The sequence below is a fragment of the Paenibacillus sp. N3/727 genome, assembly GCF_022637315.1.
GTDB classification, from domain to species: domain Bacteria; phylum Bacillota; class Bacilli; order Paenibacillales; family Paenibacillaceae; genus Paenibacillus_AQ; species Paenibacillus_AQ uliginis.
Map to the genome: position 1 here is coordinate 2,021,620 of NZ_CP093336.1, position 15,723 is coordinate 2,037,342.

The window sequence follows — 15,723 nt, forward strand, 5'->3', positions numbered from 1 at the left end:
CTAATGGGCGCATATTTGGAGGGATGAGGATGAAACTGAACGAATTGACATCCGTTTTGGCCGCAGCCGTTATCATTGGCGATGGTGAGATTAACGTCTCCGGACTTCAGACCGATTCCAGACAAGTGATTCCCGGGGATTTGTTCATTTGCTTGCCGGGTCATACGGTGGACGGACATGATTATGCAGGTGAAGCAGGAGATAATGGTGCGGCAGCCCTTGTTGTAAACCGAAGGTTGGAGACTGCACTTCCGCAAGTTATTGTGAAGGACTGCCGGTTCGCTATGGCGACGTTGGCCGATACGTTTTATGGCCAGCCAAGCAAGCGCATGACTACAATTGGTGTAACCGGAACGAACGGAAAGACAACGACGACGTATCTCATTGATAAAATCATGAGTGATTATGGTCTGAAAACCGGATTAATCGGCACGATCCAAATGAAGTATGACGGCAGGTCGTTCCCGATGTCGGGAACGACACCAGAAGCGCTCGAGCTGCAGCGAAGTCTGAACGACATGGCACAAACGGGTGCACAGTTATGCGTTATGGAAGTATCCTCCCATGCTCTGGAACAGGGGCGAGTGAAAGGAACCGATTTCCGGACGGCTGTCTTTACGAATTTGACACAGGATCATCTGGACTATCATAACTCCGTGGAAGAATACCAGAGTGCTAAAGGGTTGTTTTTCTCACGACTCGGCAATGCTTTTGCCAAAGATCCCAAACAGCGAAAGTACGCGGTTCTCAACGCAGACGATAAAGCTTCCGAACAGTTTGCGAAACTGACATCAGCTGAAGTCATTACATACGGTTTACACGAGAACGCGGATGTACGTGCGACCGGCATTGCAATAACGGCTCAGGGAACTTCATTTCATGTAGATACTTTTCGAGGCAGTACAGATATTTCACTAAAGATGATCGGTAAATTCAATGTGTATAATACGATGGCAGCCATTGCTGCAGCGCTGCTTGAAGAAGTACCGCTGCAGGATATCAAAAAAAGCCTCGAATCCGTGCCTGGAGTAGAAGGCCGGGTCGAAGCGGTAGATGCGGGACAGCCATTTGCTGTTATTGTGGATTATGCCCACACGCCGGATGGTCTGGATAATGTGCTCCGCACCATCAAGGAATTTGTTCAGGGCAAGATTTTGACCGTGTTTGGCTGCGGCGGAGACCGTGATACAAGCAAGCGTCCGATTATGGGCAAAATCGCTGCAAGATTAAGCGATACCGTCATTGTGACCTCTGATAATCCGAGATCAGAGGATCCTGATCTTATCTTGAAAGATATCGAAGCGGGCCTGTTGGAGGACGGAGTTTCTGAGAAACGTTACCAGCTCATTGTAGACCGCAGGCAAGCAATTAAAAAGGCTATTGAAATGGCAAGCCCGGGAGATGTAGTATTGATTGCGGGGAAAGGTCATGAGACCTATCAACTGATCGCGGGGAAAATGTTTGATTTTGACGACCGCATCGTTGCAAAAGAAGCGATAAGGGGCAGACAATTGTGATCCAAAAACCATTGCGAAGCATCGCAGCTATGTGCTGCGGTGCGCTTATGTGTAAACAAGATGAAGAAGTTATGATTCAAGGAGTTAGTACAGACTCACGGAAAATCCAGCAAAGCAGTTTGTATGTTCCACTTGTTGGCGAACGTTTTGATGGCCATGATTTTGCGGGGCAAGCGCTAGAGTCTAATGTCGGAGCTATACTGTGGCAAGAGGATCATGGTACGCCACCCGAAGGGCCGGTTATCCTTGTTAAGGATACACTGGCTGCTCTGCAGTCGCTGGCTGCTTCCTATCTCGAGCAGAGCGGAGCCAAGGTCGTAGGCATTACCGGCAGCAACGGTAAAACTACGGTAAAGGACATGGTTACAGCACTGCTCGAAACGAAATATAAAGTTCATAAAACACAAGGTAATTTTAACAATCAAATCGGACTTCCGCTTACGGTTCTCGACATGCCGGAGGGAACGGATATTGTCGTGCTGGAGATGGGAATGAGTGGACGTTATGAGATCGAACTGCTGTCCTCAATTGCCCGGCCTGATACGGCAGTTGTTACGAATGTAGGTGAAGCACATATGTTGCAGCTTGGCTCTAGGGATGAAATTGCGCGTGCCAAGCTGGAAATTGTTAGTGGTATGAAGCCTGGCGGGCTGCTGATCCATCATGGAGACGAGCCTCTGATTCCTCTAGTGCTTGCCGAGTCCGAAACCAAAAAACCTGACGGGCTACAGACGTTCACTTTCGGGTCGGGGGAAGACAACGATGATTACCCAACAGGCATGATGTTCCATGCCAAGGGAATTATCTTTACCTCCCATCGTCACACTGGTGAGGGATTCAGTTTACCTCTCCTGGGTCGCCATAACGTAGTAAACGCGCTAGCTGCACTAGCAGTTGCCGAGCATTACGGTATCAGCGAAGAACAGATCCGTGAAGGCCTCGCGGGTCTGCGTCTGACAAGCATGCGTATAGAGAGCATTGAAACCGAGCACGGAGTTACGGTATTGAACGATGCATACAATGCAAGCCCAGTGTCTGTCAAAGCAGCTCTGGATGTTCTGGGTGATATGAAAGGCTTCCGTCAGCGAATCGCCGTTCTCGGGGACATGCTTGAATTGGGACTTCGTGAACAGGATTTTCATGCTGAAATCGGGCAGTATGTGTCGCCTGACAAGGTAGATATGGTGTTTACTTACGGTCCTCTGTCCATTTATACGGCGGAAACAGCCAAAGCTCGTCTGCCTGAAGGAAAGGTAATGGCCTTCACCGATAAAGCAGCATTGATCGAAAGGGTATCGAATGAGGTAACCAATAAAGATGTTGTATTGGTCAAAGGTTCGCGTGGCATGAAACTGGAAGACGTTGTGGAAGCACTAAAAAGCTTGCATAGCGGTAACAACGACGTAAGGGGGTGATTTCATGGACTTTCAACTGTTATTGCTGACGATCGGCGTATCGTTCGTACTTGCTGTCATATCCGCACCGCTGCTTATTCCGCTGCTTCGCCGGATGAAATTTGGTCAGCAGGTTCGGGACGATGGTCCGCAAAGTCACCTTAAAAAAGCTGGAACGCCTACAATGGGCGGGGTTATTATTTTATTGGCCTTTACTTTGACTTTTGTGAAATTTTCTCCGGTTGACACGAACTTTTATGTGCTGCTTGTAGGTACACTCGGGTTTGGTCTGATCGGATTTTTAGATGATTACGTGAAAATCGTGTTTCGCCGTTCTTTAGGGCTTACTGCCCGCCAAAAGTTGTTCGGACAGCTTTTGTTTGCAGGCATCATGTGTTGGCTCCTTATTTCGAATGGTCACAGTACAGCGATCGGCGTTCCCGGAACCGACTGGGCATTCGATTGGGGCGGATGGTTTTACTATCCATTTATCGTTGTCATGATGCTTGCGATAAGCAACGCAGTCAACTTTACGGATGGCCTTGACGGATTGCTCTCAGGTGTCAGTGCAATTGCTTTTGGAGCATATGCGCTTGTTGCTATCCAGTCTACCTCGTTTGGAGCAGCTTTTTGTGCGGCCGCGATGATCGGGGCTGTACTCGGTTTTCTCGTATTTAACGCCCACCCGGCTAAAGTATTTATGGGTGACACGGGCTCACTCGGAATCGGTGGCGCCATTGGTGCCATCGCTATCGTAACGAAGAGCGAACTGCTGTTTCTAATCATCGGCGGGGTATTCGTGGTGGAAATGCTGTCAGTCGTGCTTCAAGTGGCTTCTTTTAAAACGAGGGGCAAACGTATTTTCAAGATGAGTCCGATTCACCATCACTTTGAATTGTCCGGTTGGTCGGAGTGGCGAGTAGTCATTACATTTTGGGCTGTAGGTCTCGTGCTGGCGGGTCTAGGACTTTATATTAACAAGGGGTTGTAAAGATGAAGCATCCAGAATTTTACCGGGGTAAAGAAGTTGTTGTCTTGGGACTGGCCAAAAGCGGAGTTCAAGTAGCCAAGGTTATGCACAATGCCGGAGCTCTGGTTACTGTTAATGATAAAAAGGAGCGAGAAGAATGTCCCGAAGCTTCGGAGATCGAAGCTTTGGGTATTTCCGTCGTATGCGGAGGACATCCTGAAGGACTCATTCATCAAGGTGTATCCCTTCTTGTGAAAAATCCTGGCATTCCATATCATGTTCCGCCAGTTCTTAAAGCGCAGGAGCTTGGGATTCCGGTTGTGACCGAAGTAGAGGTAGCCTACCATCTTTGCAGCGCGCCGATGATTGGGATTACAGGTTCAAATGGCAAGACGACCACCACTACGTGGGTCGGCAAACTGCTGGAAGCCGCGGAAATGTCGCCGATTGTGGCCGGTAACATAGGAACACCGCTGTGCGAAGCTGCTCAGGAAGCATCCGAACACAACTGGATGGTTGTTGAACTCAGCAGCTTTCAGCTGAAAGGGACGGAAGAATACCGTCCTCGTATAGCCTGTCTGCTGAATGTGGCGGAGACCCATTTGGATTACCATGGTGGTATGGATGATTATGTTGCCTCCAAGGCCAAACTGTTCAGCAATCAGACAGCAGAAGATACCGCTGTACTTAATTGGGATGATCCGGTATGCCGGAGCCTCGTGCCATATATTAAAGCTCATATTTTGCCTTTTTCGATGAATGAGAGTCTTCGAGAAGGCGTGCATGTGGTTCCGCCATACTTGCCCGGTGTAGAAGATGAATTGAGCCGTATGGTCGTTTATACGGACAGCAAAGGCTTCAGCCATGAGATCATTCCAGTAGATAAAATAGCTTTGCCCGGCCGATTTAATGTCGAGAATGCACTCGCTTCGTGTGCCATCTCCATTGCCGCGGGGGGGAATATTTCCGCGCTTGCCGGTCCGCTTACGGATTTCCGGGGCGTAGAGCACCGTCTGGAATTTGTGAAGGATATCGATGGTGTCTCCTATTACAACAACTCTAAAGCAACGAACTCCAAAGCTACCAACATGGCATTGGCTTCGTTTACCCGTCCGATTGTTCTTATAGCCGGGGGACTCGACAGAGGTTCTAACTACGAAGAACTCGTGCCTTCTTTAAAAGGACGTGTCAAATCGGTAGTGCTTCTTGGCGAAACGAAGGAAAAAATAGCGAAAGCGGCAGAACTGGCTGGATTAAAGCAAATCGTCCTCGTCGATAATGATGAAGACGCCGCCGCTGCACTCACTGCCGCTGTAAAGAAAGCTGCCGAATTAGCAGACCAGGGGGACATTGTCCTTCTTTCGCCTGCTTGCGCAAGCTGGGACATGTTTTCTTCTTATGAGGTGCGTGGACGCATTTTTAAAGAGGCGGTGCATAATCTGTAAGTAGGGGGGTGGATAAGCCCCTACTTCGTATGCTAAAGGTGGCCTCTTCATGAACAAGAATCGTCCGGCGCCTGATTTATGGCTCCTGATTTGTATTTTGACCCTGCTGACCATCGGAATTGTTATGGTGTACAGCGCGGGGTCCGTACTCGCTTTTCATGATTACGGAGATCAGTTTTATTTTGTGAAGCGGCAGCTGCTTTTTGCAGGTCTCGGTCTTGCTGCCATGTATTTTACTGCAAACATAGATTTTCGCGTATGGAAAAAATATGCGAAACTCGGCTTATTGATTTGCTTTTTTATGCTTGTGATCGTATTGATCCCAGGTGTGGGAGTTGTTCGCGGTGGTGCGCGTAGCTGGTTGGGTATTAGCTCATTTGGTATCCAACCGTCAGAATTTATGAAGCTAGGAATGATTCTGTTCTTATCCAAGTGGCTCAGCCGTGAGGATTATGACATAACGTCCTTTTCCAAAGGATTAATGCCACCGCTTGGACTGATTGGACTGGCCTTCGGACTGATTATGCTTCAGCCGGATCTTGGAACAGGGGCCGTTATGTTGGGTGCCGCACTCATGATCGTATTTACAGCGGGTGCACGAATGAAGCATCTAGGATTCCTCGCTTTGGGCGGAGTTGCAGGTTTCATCGGTCTCATTCTGACCGCACCGTACCGGCTGAAACGGATTACCGGATTTCTTGATCCGTGGTCCGATCCTCTTGGAACGGGTTACCAAATTATTCAATCCCTTTATGCGATTGGACCGGGCGGCCTTGGCGGCCTTGGCCTGGGAATGAGCCGTCAGAAATACAGTTACGTTCCTGAGCCCCAGACTGACTTTATTTTCGCTATTCTTGCGGAGGAACTTGGATTTATTGGCGGCTTAATTGTTCTGCTCCTGTTCCTCACACTGGTGTGGCGTGGGATGAGAGTGGCGATGACCGTAAACGACGGCTTTGGAAGTTTGCTGGCTGTCGGTATTATCGGTATGGTTGCCATACAGGTCGTTATTAACATCGGAGTTGTTATAGGGCTTATGCCAGTAACAGGTATCACGCTTCCGCTGATCAGCTATGGAGGCAGTTCCTTGACGCTGATGCTGACCGCGCTAGGCATTTTATTAAATATATCCCGTTATGCGAGGTGAACGGCATGCGTGTCGTATTAACCGGCGGTGGTACGGGGGGCCATATTTACCCCGCCGTCGCTATTGCCAGACAATTTGAAGCGGAGGACCCAAAAACCGCTTTTTTATATATTGGAGGTAAGCAGGGCTTGGAAAGCAAGCTTGTTCCCCAAGAGAGTCTTCCGTTCGAGAGCATCGATATTACTGGTTTCCGCCGGAAGATGTCCTTTGATAATGTGAAGACCGTAATGCGCTTTTTAAAAGGAGTGTCAACAAGCAAAAAATTGCTTGCTGATTTTAAACCGGATGTGGTAATCGGCACCGGCGGCTATGTGTGCGGACCGGTCGTTTATGCGGCTGCGAAGCTTGGCATTCCGACGATGATTCACGAGCAGAATGCCATACCCGGTCTGACGAATCAGTTTCTGAGTCGCTATGCTTCTACCGTTGCCGTTAGTTTTGAAGGGTCGGAAAGCTCATTTCCCAAAGCCAAAAGAGTCGTTTATACCGGTAATCCACGGGCAACTACAGTTCAATCGGCTAATCGTGAACGAGGATTCGCTTCGCTAGGAATACCGATGGACAGCCGTGTTGTGCTCGTTGTTGGAGGAAGCCGCGGGGCTAGGGCCATCAATACAGCGATGATCGGCATGGCGCCGATGCTGACCAAACTGCCGAACGTACATTTTGTATATGTAACCGGAGATTTATATTTTGAGGGAACTCGTGAGGCGGTGCGGAGCCAACTGGGTACGATATCAAATCATCTCCATATCGTTCCTTATGTGCATAACATGCCGGAAGTGCTCGCCTCTACTTCACTGATTGTGAACCGGGCGGGCGCATCCTTTTTAGCGGAAACGACTTCGCTCGGAATACCTTCTGTGCTTATACCGTCCCCGAATGTGACGAATAATCACCAGGAGGCGAATGCCAGGCAGCTGGAAGATGCGGGAGCGTCCCGAATGATTTTGGAAAAAGATTTGACGGCCGAAATCCTTTTTGCCCGAATAGAAGAGATCATGGGAAATCAGGGTACGCAGCATTCCATGTCCGAAGCCTCACGTCGGCTCGGCAAGCCCGATTCAGCAGCTGTTATTGTTGAGGAAATACACCGGTTGATCAACAACCGTTAAAACGGCTGGGCGATTGTCACACACCTATAGGGGTCTACATAAGATACTCTATAATCGTGACAATCTCACCCAAGAGGCCGGTATCATCCAGAGCGGCCATCTCTTCGCCAAGCCGGGGAATGGCCTTTTCGGTTTTGAAGTCAAGGGAGGTTTTTGTAAGATGCAGCAGTGGGAATTACAGTTATCGCAATCGAACGTCGGAGCAATATTCAAGAACGAGCCACTGGCAAAATATACAACCTGGAAAATCGGCGGGCCTGCCGATGTTCTGATTGTCCCGGAAACGAAGGAACAATTGGCAGAACTAGCCGCCATTCTCCACACCCACGATATCCCGTGGATACAGCTCGGACGCGGATCCAATATGCTCATATCGGATAAAGGTATACGCGGAGCCGTCATAAAGCTGGGACAGGGATTTGACGAGGTAGTCTTTGACGGTGACTTGGTAACAGCCGGAGGCAGCATGTCATTCGTTAAACTTAGCGTTCTGGCCGGTAAAGAGGGGTTGACCGGTCTGGAGTTTGCTGGAGGTATACCTGGGTCAGTCGGAGGGGCTGTTTATATGAACGCCGGTGCCCACGGGTCTGATGTGTCACGCATATTTAAGTCCGCTGACATTGTACTGGAGTCAGGTGAATTGGTTCACTTTGCTGCGGAAGATATGGAGTTTGATTATCGGCATTCCGTCCTGCATGACAGGAAAGGAATCGTAATTCAGTCGGTGTTTCAGCTCCAGCACGGCGACCGCAAGGAAATCTCGGCGGCCATGGCGTCCTATAAGGACCGCCGGCGGCGTACCCAGCCGCTACAATCCGCAACAGCTGGCAGTGTATTCCGAAATCCGCCTGGTGATCATGCCGCACGGTTGATTGAAGCGGCGGGACTAAAGGGGCTTCGAATCGGAGGCGCCGAGATTTCCCTACAGCATGCCAATTTCATTGAAAACACCGGTCAAGCGACAGCAGAGGACGTGCTCGCCCTGATGAAGAAAGTTCAGGAGACCATCGCAGAGAAACACGGTATAACTTTGGTGCCTGAGGTCTATGTCATGGGAGAGCGGTAAACTCGGAGGTGATACATTGGACAAATTGGTGATTGAGGGCGGAAGCCCCCTATCAGGAACCATACGTATCCATGGAGCAAAAAATGCCGCTTTACCGATTCTGGCGGCAAGCCTTCTTGCCGAAGGGAATTTCCGGCTTAGCAATGTACCACACCTGCTGGACATTGAAGTGATGCTGAACATTCTGAGCCGTCTCGGTTCAAAGTGTAAGCATGAGCTCGAGACGGTCACTGTGGATACTTCATCCGCCAATTCGTTTCATGTGCCGGAAGATTTAATGAAGCAGATGCGATCCTCCATCTTCTTGATGGGTCCTCTGCTGGCCCGATTCGGTGAAGTGACGATTTATCAGCCTGGAGGTTGCGCGATCGGCGAACGGAAAATCGATCTTCATCTCCAGGGACTTCAGGCATTAGGTGCCGAAATCGAGGAAAGTGATCAAAAGATTCACTGTAGAGCCCGCCGCTTAATTGGCGCGGACATTCACCTGGACTTTGCCAGTGTGGGTGCAACCGAGAATATTATGATGGCTGCTGCGACAGCGAAGGGAACAACCGTCCTGACGAATGCGGCACGGGAGCCGGAAATTCAGGACCTGCAGCACTTTTTAAACAAGATGGGCGCCAATATTATTGGAGCAGGAACGGACACGATCACAATCCACGGTGTCGATCGGCTTGAACCTTGCGATTATGAGATCATTCCTGACCGTATCGTCGCAGGAACGGTCATGATCGCGGCAGCCGCAACAAGGGGCAGCGTGACGCTCACCAAATGTAATCCGTCGCATTTGAATTCTCTTATTCACGTGCTAAAGCGCGCTGGTGTTCAAACCAGTATCTGCAATGATATAATGAATATAAGCTGTATGGGCCGTCCGAAAGCTGTAGAGCGGATCGTAACTTCGCCGTATCCGTCTTTTCCGACGGATCTGCAGTCCCAGGTTATGGTGCTGCTGTCGCTGGCTGACGGATTTAGCGTTATGAAAGAGACGGTATTTGAAGGCCGCTTCAAACATGTAGAAGAACTGTCCCGAATGGGCGCTGATATTTCTACAGACATGAACTGCGCATTTATCCGCGGAGTACAGCGAATATATGGTGCCACTGTGGAGGCTACCGACCTTCGGGCCGGTGCGGCGTTAGTCATAGCGGGGCTTGCTGCTCAAGGTACAACGATTGTAGAACAGATTCATCATATTGATCGTGGGTATGACCAGATTGAGAACATGTTCCAAGGCTTGGGTGCAAGGATTTACCGCCAGTCACCCGTACCGAAGCCACTAGATTTAGCCAATTGACTATTGTCCTGAAGCATCCCTCCCATATGGGAGGGATGACAGGTCTTTCTGGAGAGAGAGGATATGCCAAAGACTCAAATTCCTGTGCTTAAAGAGGACAGGCCTAAACCGAAAACCGGCAGAAAAATCATATTTATATTGATGCTGCTGTTCCTGGCCCTGCTGGCCGTGCTCTTTTTTCGTTCGCCTGTCAGCAAGGTAACAGAGATTCACTTTATCGGAAATACGTTTAATACGGATAAGCAGTTGATGGAAAAAAGTGAGCTTGCGATCGGGATGCAATTTTTTAGTGTCGATGCCGACAAGGTGAAAGAGCGTGTGACTTCATTAGGGACCATTGAAACTGCTGAAGTGGATAAGAAGTTCCCCGGTGTGGTAAATGTTACTGTTGTTGAATATCCAACGGTCGCCTACGAGCTTGCTAAAAATGGCAGTCTGCAGGCTATCCTGGCCAGCGGGAAATCCATTCCTGTTTCGGCTAGTGGAATCGCCGTGGAGAAGCCTATATTAACTCAGTGGGATCCGAAAGATCCTAACAAGGTTAAATTAAGCGAGGTTTTGGCCGATATACCTAACAGTATGACTTCTGACATTTCAGAAATAATACCGTCGCCAACACCTTCTTTTCCCGACCGTATCAAACTGTATACCCGCTCAAAATTCGAAGTGATCACTGCTGTCTCCTTGCTGCGCGATAAGGTCGAATATCTGAATCAAGTGATAGAGATGGAACAGCCCGGTGTCATTACGATGCTGGAGGCGGATTCCTATGTGTCTTTTAAGCCGGAGAACCTAGATGAGGAGGGCAAATAGCCCCCTACTCAGGAGTAGGAAAAAATGGTATAATTGAATGTATTGGCAACCCGTCGTTCTCCCTCTTTTTTCTCTGACTTTTTGGGCCTCTTTTAGCAGATGTTGGCACTAAAAAAATTGTAGAAAAAAGAGGGAAAGCCCCGCGCGTGTTGAATAAGTAGAGAAGTGTTATTGTATTTATAATTTATAATGAGAGAAACAGGAGGTGCCAGGGCTTGAGCAACAATGACATCATTGTTAGTTTGGACATCGGTACATCCAAAGTTCGTGCTATTATTGGGGAAATTAATAATGGAACCTTTAATATTATTGGAGTTGGATCTGCCGACTCGGAGGGAATTCGAAAAGGTGCAATTGTAGATATCGATCAGACCGTACAATCCATTCGCAGTGCTGTTGACCATGCGGAGCGTATGGTCGAAATTCAAATATCCGAAGTGTACGTCGGCATTTCAGGGAATCATATTGGACTTCAAACAAGCCACGGCGTTGTGGCAGTATCGAACGAGGATCGTGAAATTGGTGAGGAGGACATCGACCGGGTGCTGAAAGCAGCCGAAGTTGTTGCATTGCCTCCTGACCGTGAAATCATTGATGTTGTAGCTAAACAGTTTGTAGTAGATGGTCTGGAAGGAATTTCAGATCCCCGCGGCATGATTGGTGTTCGCCTTGAAGTGGAAGCGACAATTATTACAGGTGCTAAAACGGCCATACATAATCTTTTGCGCTGTGTGGAAAAGTCTGGCCTGAAAGTTAAAGACCTTGTACTGATTCCGCTGGGCGCGGGGCAGCTTGCGCTTTCCAAAGACGAGAAAACGATGGGCTCTGTCCTGGTTGATATCGGAGCAGGATCGACAACCCTTGCCGTATTCGAAGGAGGAAGCATATCAGCAACGTCAACATTGCCTATTGGCGGAGACTTTGTAACGAATGATATTGCCTACGGTCTTCGGACGTTGACGGATCAAGCTGAGAAGGTAAAGCTGAAGTACGGTTGCGCGTTAATGGATAACGCTGCACCGGAAGTTATGTTTAAAGTGACTCGGATCGGAAGCAATGTGGACAAGGAGTTCACTCAGGAGGATCTTGCAGCCATTATTGAACCCCGAGTTCAAGAAATTTTTCAATTGGTACGCCAAGAAATAAAGCGCTTGGGTTACAATGAGCTTCCCGGAGGTTATATACTTACGGGTGGCACAATGTCCATGCCCGGAGTGCTAGAGGTGGCACAGGCCGAACTGGCGACTTCCGTCCGGATAGCGGTTCCCGATTTCATCGGTGTACGTGACCCTGGATACTGCAGCGGAGTCGGAATTCTTCACAATGCGATCCGGAACATCCGGGTACGCGCGAGTAGTGGAGGAAACAGTAGCAGTAACAACAAGAAACCGGTGAACCGCGCGAAGCAAAATCCTGCCGCAGCAACTCAGGAAAACAGCAGCCAGAAACCGGGATTTATCGAACGTTTGAAAAATATGTTCAGCGAGTTTATATAGCGGGTTCATTTGATAGTGGACGTGCCATCCACGCACATTGAGGGGGAGATGGATTAGATGTTGGAATTTGATTTTGAAATGGAGAGCTTGGCCCAGATTAAAGTAATCGGGGTAGGCGGTGGTGGTAGTAATGCAGTAAACCGCATGATTGAGAACGGCGTCCAAGGCGTCGAATTTATAACAGTGAATACGGATGCTCAAGCGCTTCATCTTGCGAAATCTGAGCATAAACTGCAGATCGGGGACAAGCTGACTCGCGGACTTGGTGCCGGTGCGAATCCTGAGGTAGGTAAGAAAGCAGCCGAGGAATCCCGTGATCTGATTATGAATACGCTAAAAGGTGCAGATATGGTATTCGTTACTGCGGGCATGGGTGGCGGAACTGGTACGGGGGCAGCTCCGGTAATCGCAGAAATCGCGAAAGAATGCGGTGCTCTGACCGTGGGTGTCGTAACCCGCCCGTTTACCTTTGAAGGCCGTAAGCGCTCTTCTCATGCAGAGCTTGGTATTGAAGCACTTAAAGAGAAGGTAGACACTCTTATTGTTATTCCAAATGATCGACTGCTTGAGATTGTGGACAAAAAGACTCCGATGCTTGAAGCTTTCCGTGAAGCGGACAATGTTCTTCGGCAAGCGGTTCAAGGTATCTCTGATCTGATCGCGGTACCAGGCCTTATCAACCTTGACTTTGCCGATGTTAAGACCATTATGACCGAGCGCGGTTCGGCCCTAATGGGTATTGGTATGGCTACCGGTGAAAGCCGTGCGGCAGAAGCTGCCCGCAAAGCGATCATGAGTCCTCTCCTCGAAACTTCGATAGAGGGTGCTCGTGGGGTTATTATGAATATTACAGGCGGGGCGAATTTGTCCCTTTATGAAGTAAATGAAGCTGCGGAAATTGTAACTTCTGCATCTGACCCAGAAGTAAATATGATCTTCGGTGCGATTATCGAAGAGAATATGAAGGAAGAGATCAAGGTTACGGTTATTGCAACGGGCTTCGAAAGCAAGCCAGTACCGCAAACGCCACCGCAGCCAGGACGCCGACCTGTTTCGCAAAATGAAGGTCAAGGACAATCACAGCAAGCTGATAAGAGCAATGTGAACCTGAAACCTTTTGGAAATCAGGGTGGCAATGATCAGTTGGATATTCCGACATTCCTTCGTAATCGTTCCCGCAACAACGACTGATGTTAACACAAAGCCTGCTTCTCTCTTAGGAGAAAGCGGGCTTTTTATTTTTAGAATGCATTATTTGTACCCTCTTAAAAGGTAATTGTACTATTTATTTCATAAATGTCCTCTATAAACTGCCTCGCATCGACAAAAATAGTCGGTGGACAACCCACAGGTTTAGACAGACTTTGATTTCTAATCTTCTTATACTAAAAACATCTCCCACAGCCCATAAAATAATAACCCGGGAAAGATTCCTGGCTAGGCAGGTGAATACCCTGGTTGTTTATATCGATTTGATCTTTCTAGCAAACCTGCTCATCGATGGCATATTGCTGGCTCTAACCGCATGGATGCGAAGATTGAAGCCGCGATGGTGGAGGCTTTCTTTATCAGCTGCGGCGGGCGCAATGTATGTTGTGATGATGTTTGTGCCGGAACTGACGTTTTTGTTTACTTTTTTGATCAAGTTCGGGCTCTCTTTAATTATGCTGTGGATTGCCTTCGGATTTGTCAGCTTGCAAAGCTACATACGTAACCTTACGGCTTTCTATATGGTGAACTTTGCAGCAGCTGGGGGCATTATCGGTTTTCATTATTTGCTACAAAATTCGGGAGAATTATTCAGCGGAATCTGGTTTACGGCTTCGGGTGGACTGACGTTCGAGTTGAAGGTAGGTTTTTGGTTTGCTTGTATTGCTTTTTTTGTAGTGATCATGATTGTCAAAGCGGTCCAGACTAACCGGCGTCAAGTGGAAAATCGGGAAAGTCTATTGGGTCAAGTCACTGTATGTATCGGAGAAAAGAAGATCATGTGTACGGGATTGCTTGATACGGGTAATCAGCTGAGCGATCCCTTGACGCGCACGCCCGTTATGGTAATGGAAGCTTCATTATGGGAATCGTATCTTCCTCCGGCCTGGTGCAAAAAGCTCGCTGAGGGGGAACCGGACAAACTAATAATGGAAATGGGGAGTACTGATTTCGTGTGGCAGGACAGGTTACGGCTCGTGCCGTACCGTGGCGTAAACAGAGGAGCAGCATTCATGTTGGCAATAAAGCCGGACTTGGTACAGATTGAGCTTGGAGGAAAGGAATATGTCACAGCAAAGGTACTTATCGGATTTGACGGCGGCACACTCTCAGGCGAAGGCGCATACCGAGCCATTATTCATCCTGCTCTGACTGAGGGGGAAGGAAGGTTAATGGGATCAATGAATGAAGTGCCTGACGACTCTGGTGAAACAAGTGCTGCTGGTTAACGGATGAACCTCTGTAACTATGAAAGCATTTGTGGATTTGAATTTCATAGCGAAGCCGTATGTTTTTTGATAGACCATTAGAGATGAATTCTATGTTAACGATGGGAGTTTTCCTTTGGAAAACTAGGTGAATGCTTACGGAGTTAGTTTCCCTACTGGAAACTAAGATAATGCTTACGAAGTTAGTTCCCCTACGGGAAACTAAGATTACGCTTACGAAGTTAGTTTCCCTACGGGAAACTTTTGGGAGGAAAAAAGATGCCTGTTAAATGGAAATTGGCGCTTCAGTTGCAGTATTATCGTGTTCTATTTTTTCTAGGGTTAAAAAGTCAGGAAATCTATTATATCGGTGGCAGCGAGGCGCTTCCACCTCCGCTGACGAGGGAAGAAGAGGAGTATTTACTGCAAAAGCTTCCTTCAGGAGATGCGGCCATACGAGCTATGCTGATTGAACGAAATCTGCGCCTTGTTGTTTACATCGCCCGAAAGTTTGAGAACACGGGAATTAACATCGAAGATCTGGTCTCCATTGGGGCAATTGGTTTGATTAAAGCGGTGAATACGTTTGATCCAGAGAAAAAAATTAAGCTTGCTACTTATGCTTCCCGCTGTATTGAGAACGAGATCCTTATGTATCTGCGACGTAACAGCAAGACCCGCAGTGAGGTATCTTTTGACGAACCGCTTAATATTGACTGGGACGGTAATGAATTGCTCCTTTCTGACGTTCTGGGAACGGAAAATGATACCATTGGCCGCAATATTGAGGAGCAGGTGGACCGTAAACTTTTGCAAAAAGCGCTGGATAAGTTGAGTGACCGGGAACGAATGATTATGGAGCTTCGTTTCGGCCTTCAGGATGGCGAAGAAAAGACGCAAAAAGATGTGGCAGACCTGCTTGGCATCTCGCAATCCTACATTTCCCGATTGGAAAAGCGAATTATAAAACGGCTGCGCAAAGAATTCAACAAGATGGTTTAGATGGAAAACTTCAGGAATAAAATAAAGCCCCTCGGAGATAA

13 protein-coding genes are annotated in these 15,723 nt (G+C 48.3%); all 13 read left to right on the plus strand.

What is annotated here, in order from left to right; all coding sequences use genetic code 11:
* Positions 1-29: 29 nt before the first annotated feature.
* On the plus strand, positions 30-1,517 hold the full coding sequence (locus tag MNQ98_RS08820; protein WP_241932842.1) for a UDP-N-acetylmuramoyl-L-alanyl-D-glutamate--2,6-diaminopimelate ligase: 1,488 nt from the start codon (positions 30-32) through the stop codon (positions 1,515-1,517).
* Positions 1,514-2,932: a UDP-N-acetylmuramoyl-tripeptide--D-alanyl-D-alanine ligase gene (locus MNQ98_RS08825; RefSeq protein ID WP_277883734.1), complete on the plus strand. Its 1,419-nt coding sequence runs from the start codon at positions 1,514-1,516 to the stop codon at positions 2,930-2,932. The genes MNQ98_RS08820 and MNQ98_RS08825 overlap by 4 nt, the downstream gene beginning before the upstream one ends.
* Positions 2,933-2,936: 4 nt before the next feature.
* Positions 2,937-3,902, plus strand: a complete 966-nt coding sequence (gene mraY, locus MNQ98_RS08830; RefSeq protein WP_241932843.1) for a phospho-N-acetylmuramoyl-pentapeptide-transferase — start codon at positions 2,937-2,939, stop codon at positions 3,900-3,902.
* Between the two features lie 2 nt (positions 3,903-3,904).
* Positions 3,905-5,326 carry a UDP-N-acetylmuramoyl-L-alanine--D-glutamate ligase gene (murD, locus tag MNQ98_RS08835; RefSeq protein ID WP_241932844.1) on the plus strand — a complete coding sequence of 474 codons (1,422 nt, stop codon included), beginning with the start codon at positions 3,905-3,907 and terminating at the stop codon, positions 5,324-5,326.
* Between the two features lie 49 nt (positions 5,327-5,375).
* Positions 5,376-6,473, plus strand: a complete 1,098-nt coding sequence (gene spoVE / locus MNQ98_RS08840; RefSeq protein WP_241932845.1) for a stage V sporulation protein E — start codon at positions 5,376-5,378, stop codon at positions 6,471-6,473.
* Between the two features lie 5 nt (positions 6,474-6,478).
* Positions 6,479-7,588 (plus strand): undecaprenyldiphospho-muramoylpentapeptide beta-N-acetylglucosaminyltransferase, encoded by a 1,110-nt coding sequence (gene murG / locus MNQ98_RS08845; RefSeq protein ID WP_241932846.1) that lies wholly within the window; start codon positions 6,479-6,481, stop codon positions 7,586-7,588.
* A gap of 160 nt (positions 7,589-7,748) precedes the next feature.
* The gene (gene murB / locus MNQ98_RS08850) at positions 7,749-8,654 is read left to right on the plus strand and encodes a UDP-N-acetylmuramate dehydrogenase (protein WP_208915043.1); all 906 of its coding nucleotides are present in this window, start codon (positions 7,749-7,751) and stop codon (positions 8,652-8,654) included.
* Between the two features lie 16 nt (positions 8,655-8,670).
* On the plus strand, positions 8,671-9,954 hold the full coding sequence (gene murA, locus MNQ98_RS08855) for a UDP-N-acetylglucosamine 1-carboxyvinyltransferase (RefSeq protein ID WP_241932847.1): 1,284 nt from the start codon (positions 8,671-8,673) through the stop codon (positions 9,952-9,954).
* A 63-nt stretch (positions 9,955-10,017) separates the two neighbouring features.
* Complete coding sequence (locus MNQ98_RS08860) at positions 10,018-10,767, plus strand: cell division protein FtsQ/DivIB (protein ID WP_241932848.1); 750 nt, start codon at positions 10,018-10,020, stop codon at positions 10,765-10,767.
* Positions 10,768-10,982: 215 nt separating this feature from the next.
* Complete coding sequence (ftsA, locus tag MNQ98_RS08865) at positions 10,983-12,263, plus strand: cell division protein FtsA (RefSeq protein ID WP_241932849.1); 1,281 nt, start codon at positions 10,983-10,985, stop codon at positions 12,261-12,263.
* Positions 12,264-12,320: 57 nt separating this feature from the next.
* Entirely contained in the window at positions 12,321-13,454 is a 1,134-nt protein-coding gene (ftsZ, locus tag MNQ98_RS08870) for a cell division protein FtsZ (RefSeq protein ID WP_241932850.1), read from the plus strand.
* Positions 13,455-13,717: 263 nt separating this feature from the next.
* Positions 13,718-14,701 carry a sigma-E processing peptidase SpoIIGA gene (spoIIGA, locus tag MNQ98_RS08875; protein ID WP_241933877.1) on the plus strand — a complete coding sequence of 328 codons (984 nt, stop codon included), beginning with the start codon at positions 13,718-13,720 and terminating at the stop codon, positions 14,699-14,701.
* A 258-nt stretch (positions 14,702-14,959) separates the two neighbouring features.
* The gene (gene sigE / locus MNQ98_RS08880) at positions 14,960-15,682 is read left to right on the plus strand and encodes an RNA polymerase sporulation sigma factor SigE (protein ID WP_208915038.1); all 723 of its coding nucleotides are present in this window, start codon (positions 14,960-14,962) and stop codon (positions 15,680-15,682) included.
* Positions 15,683-15,723 lie beyond the last annotated feature (41 nt).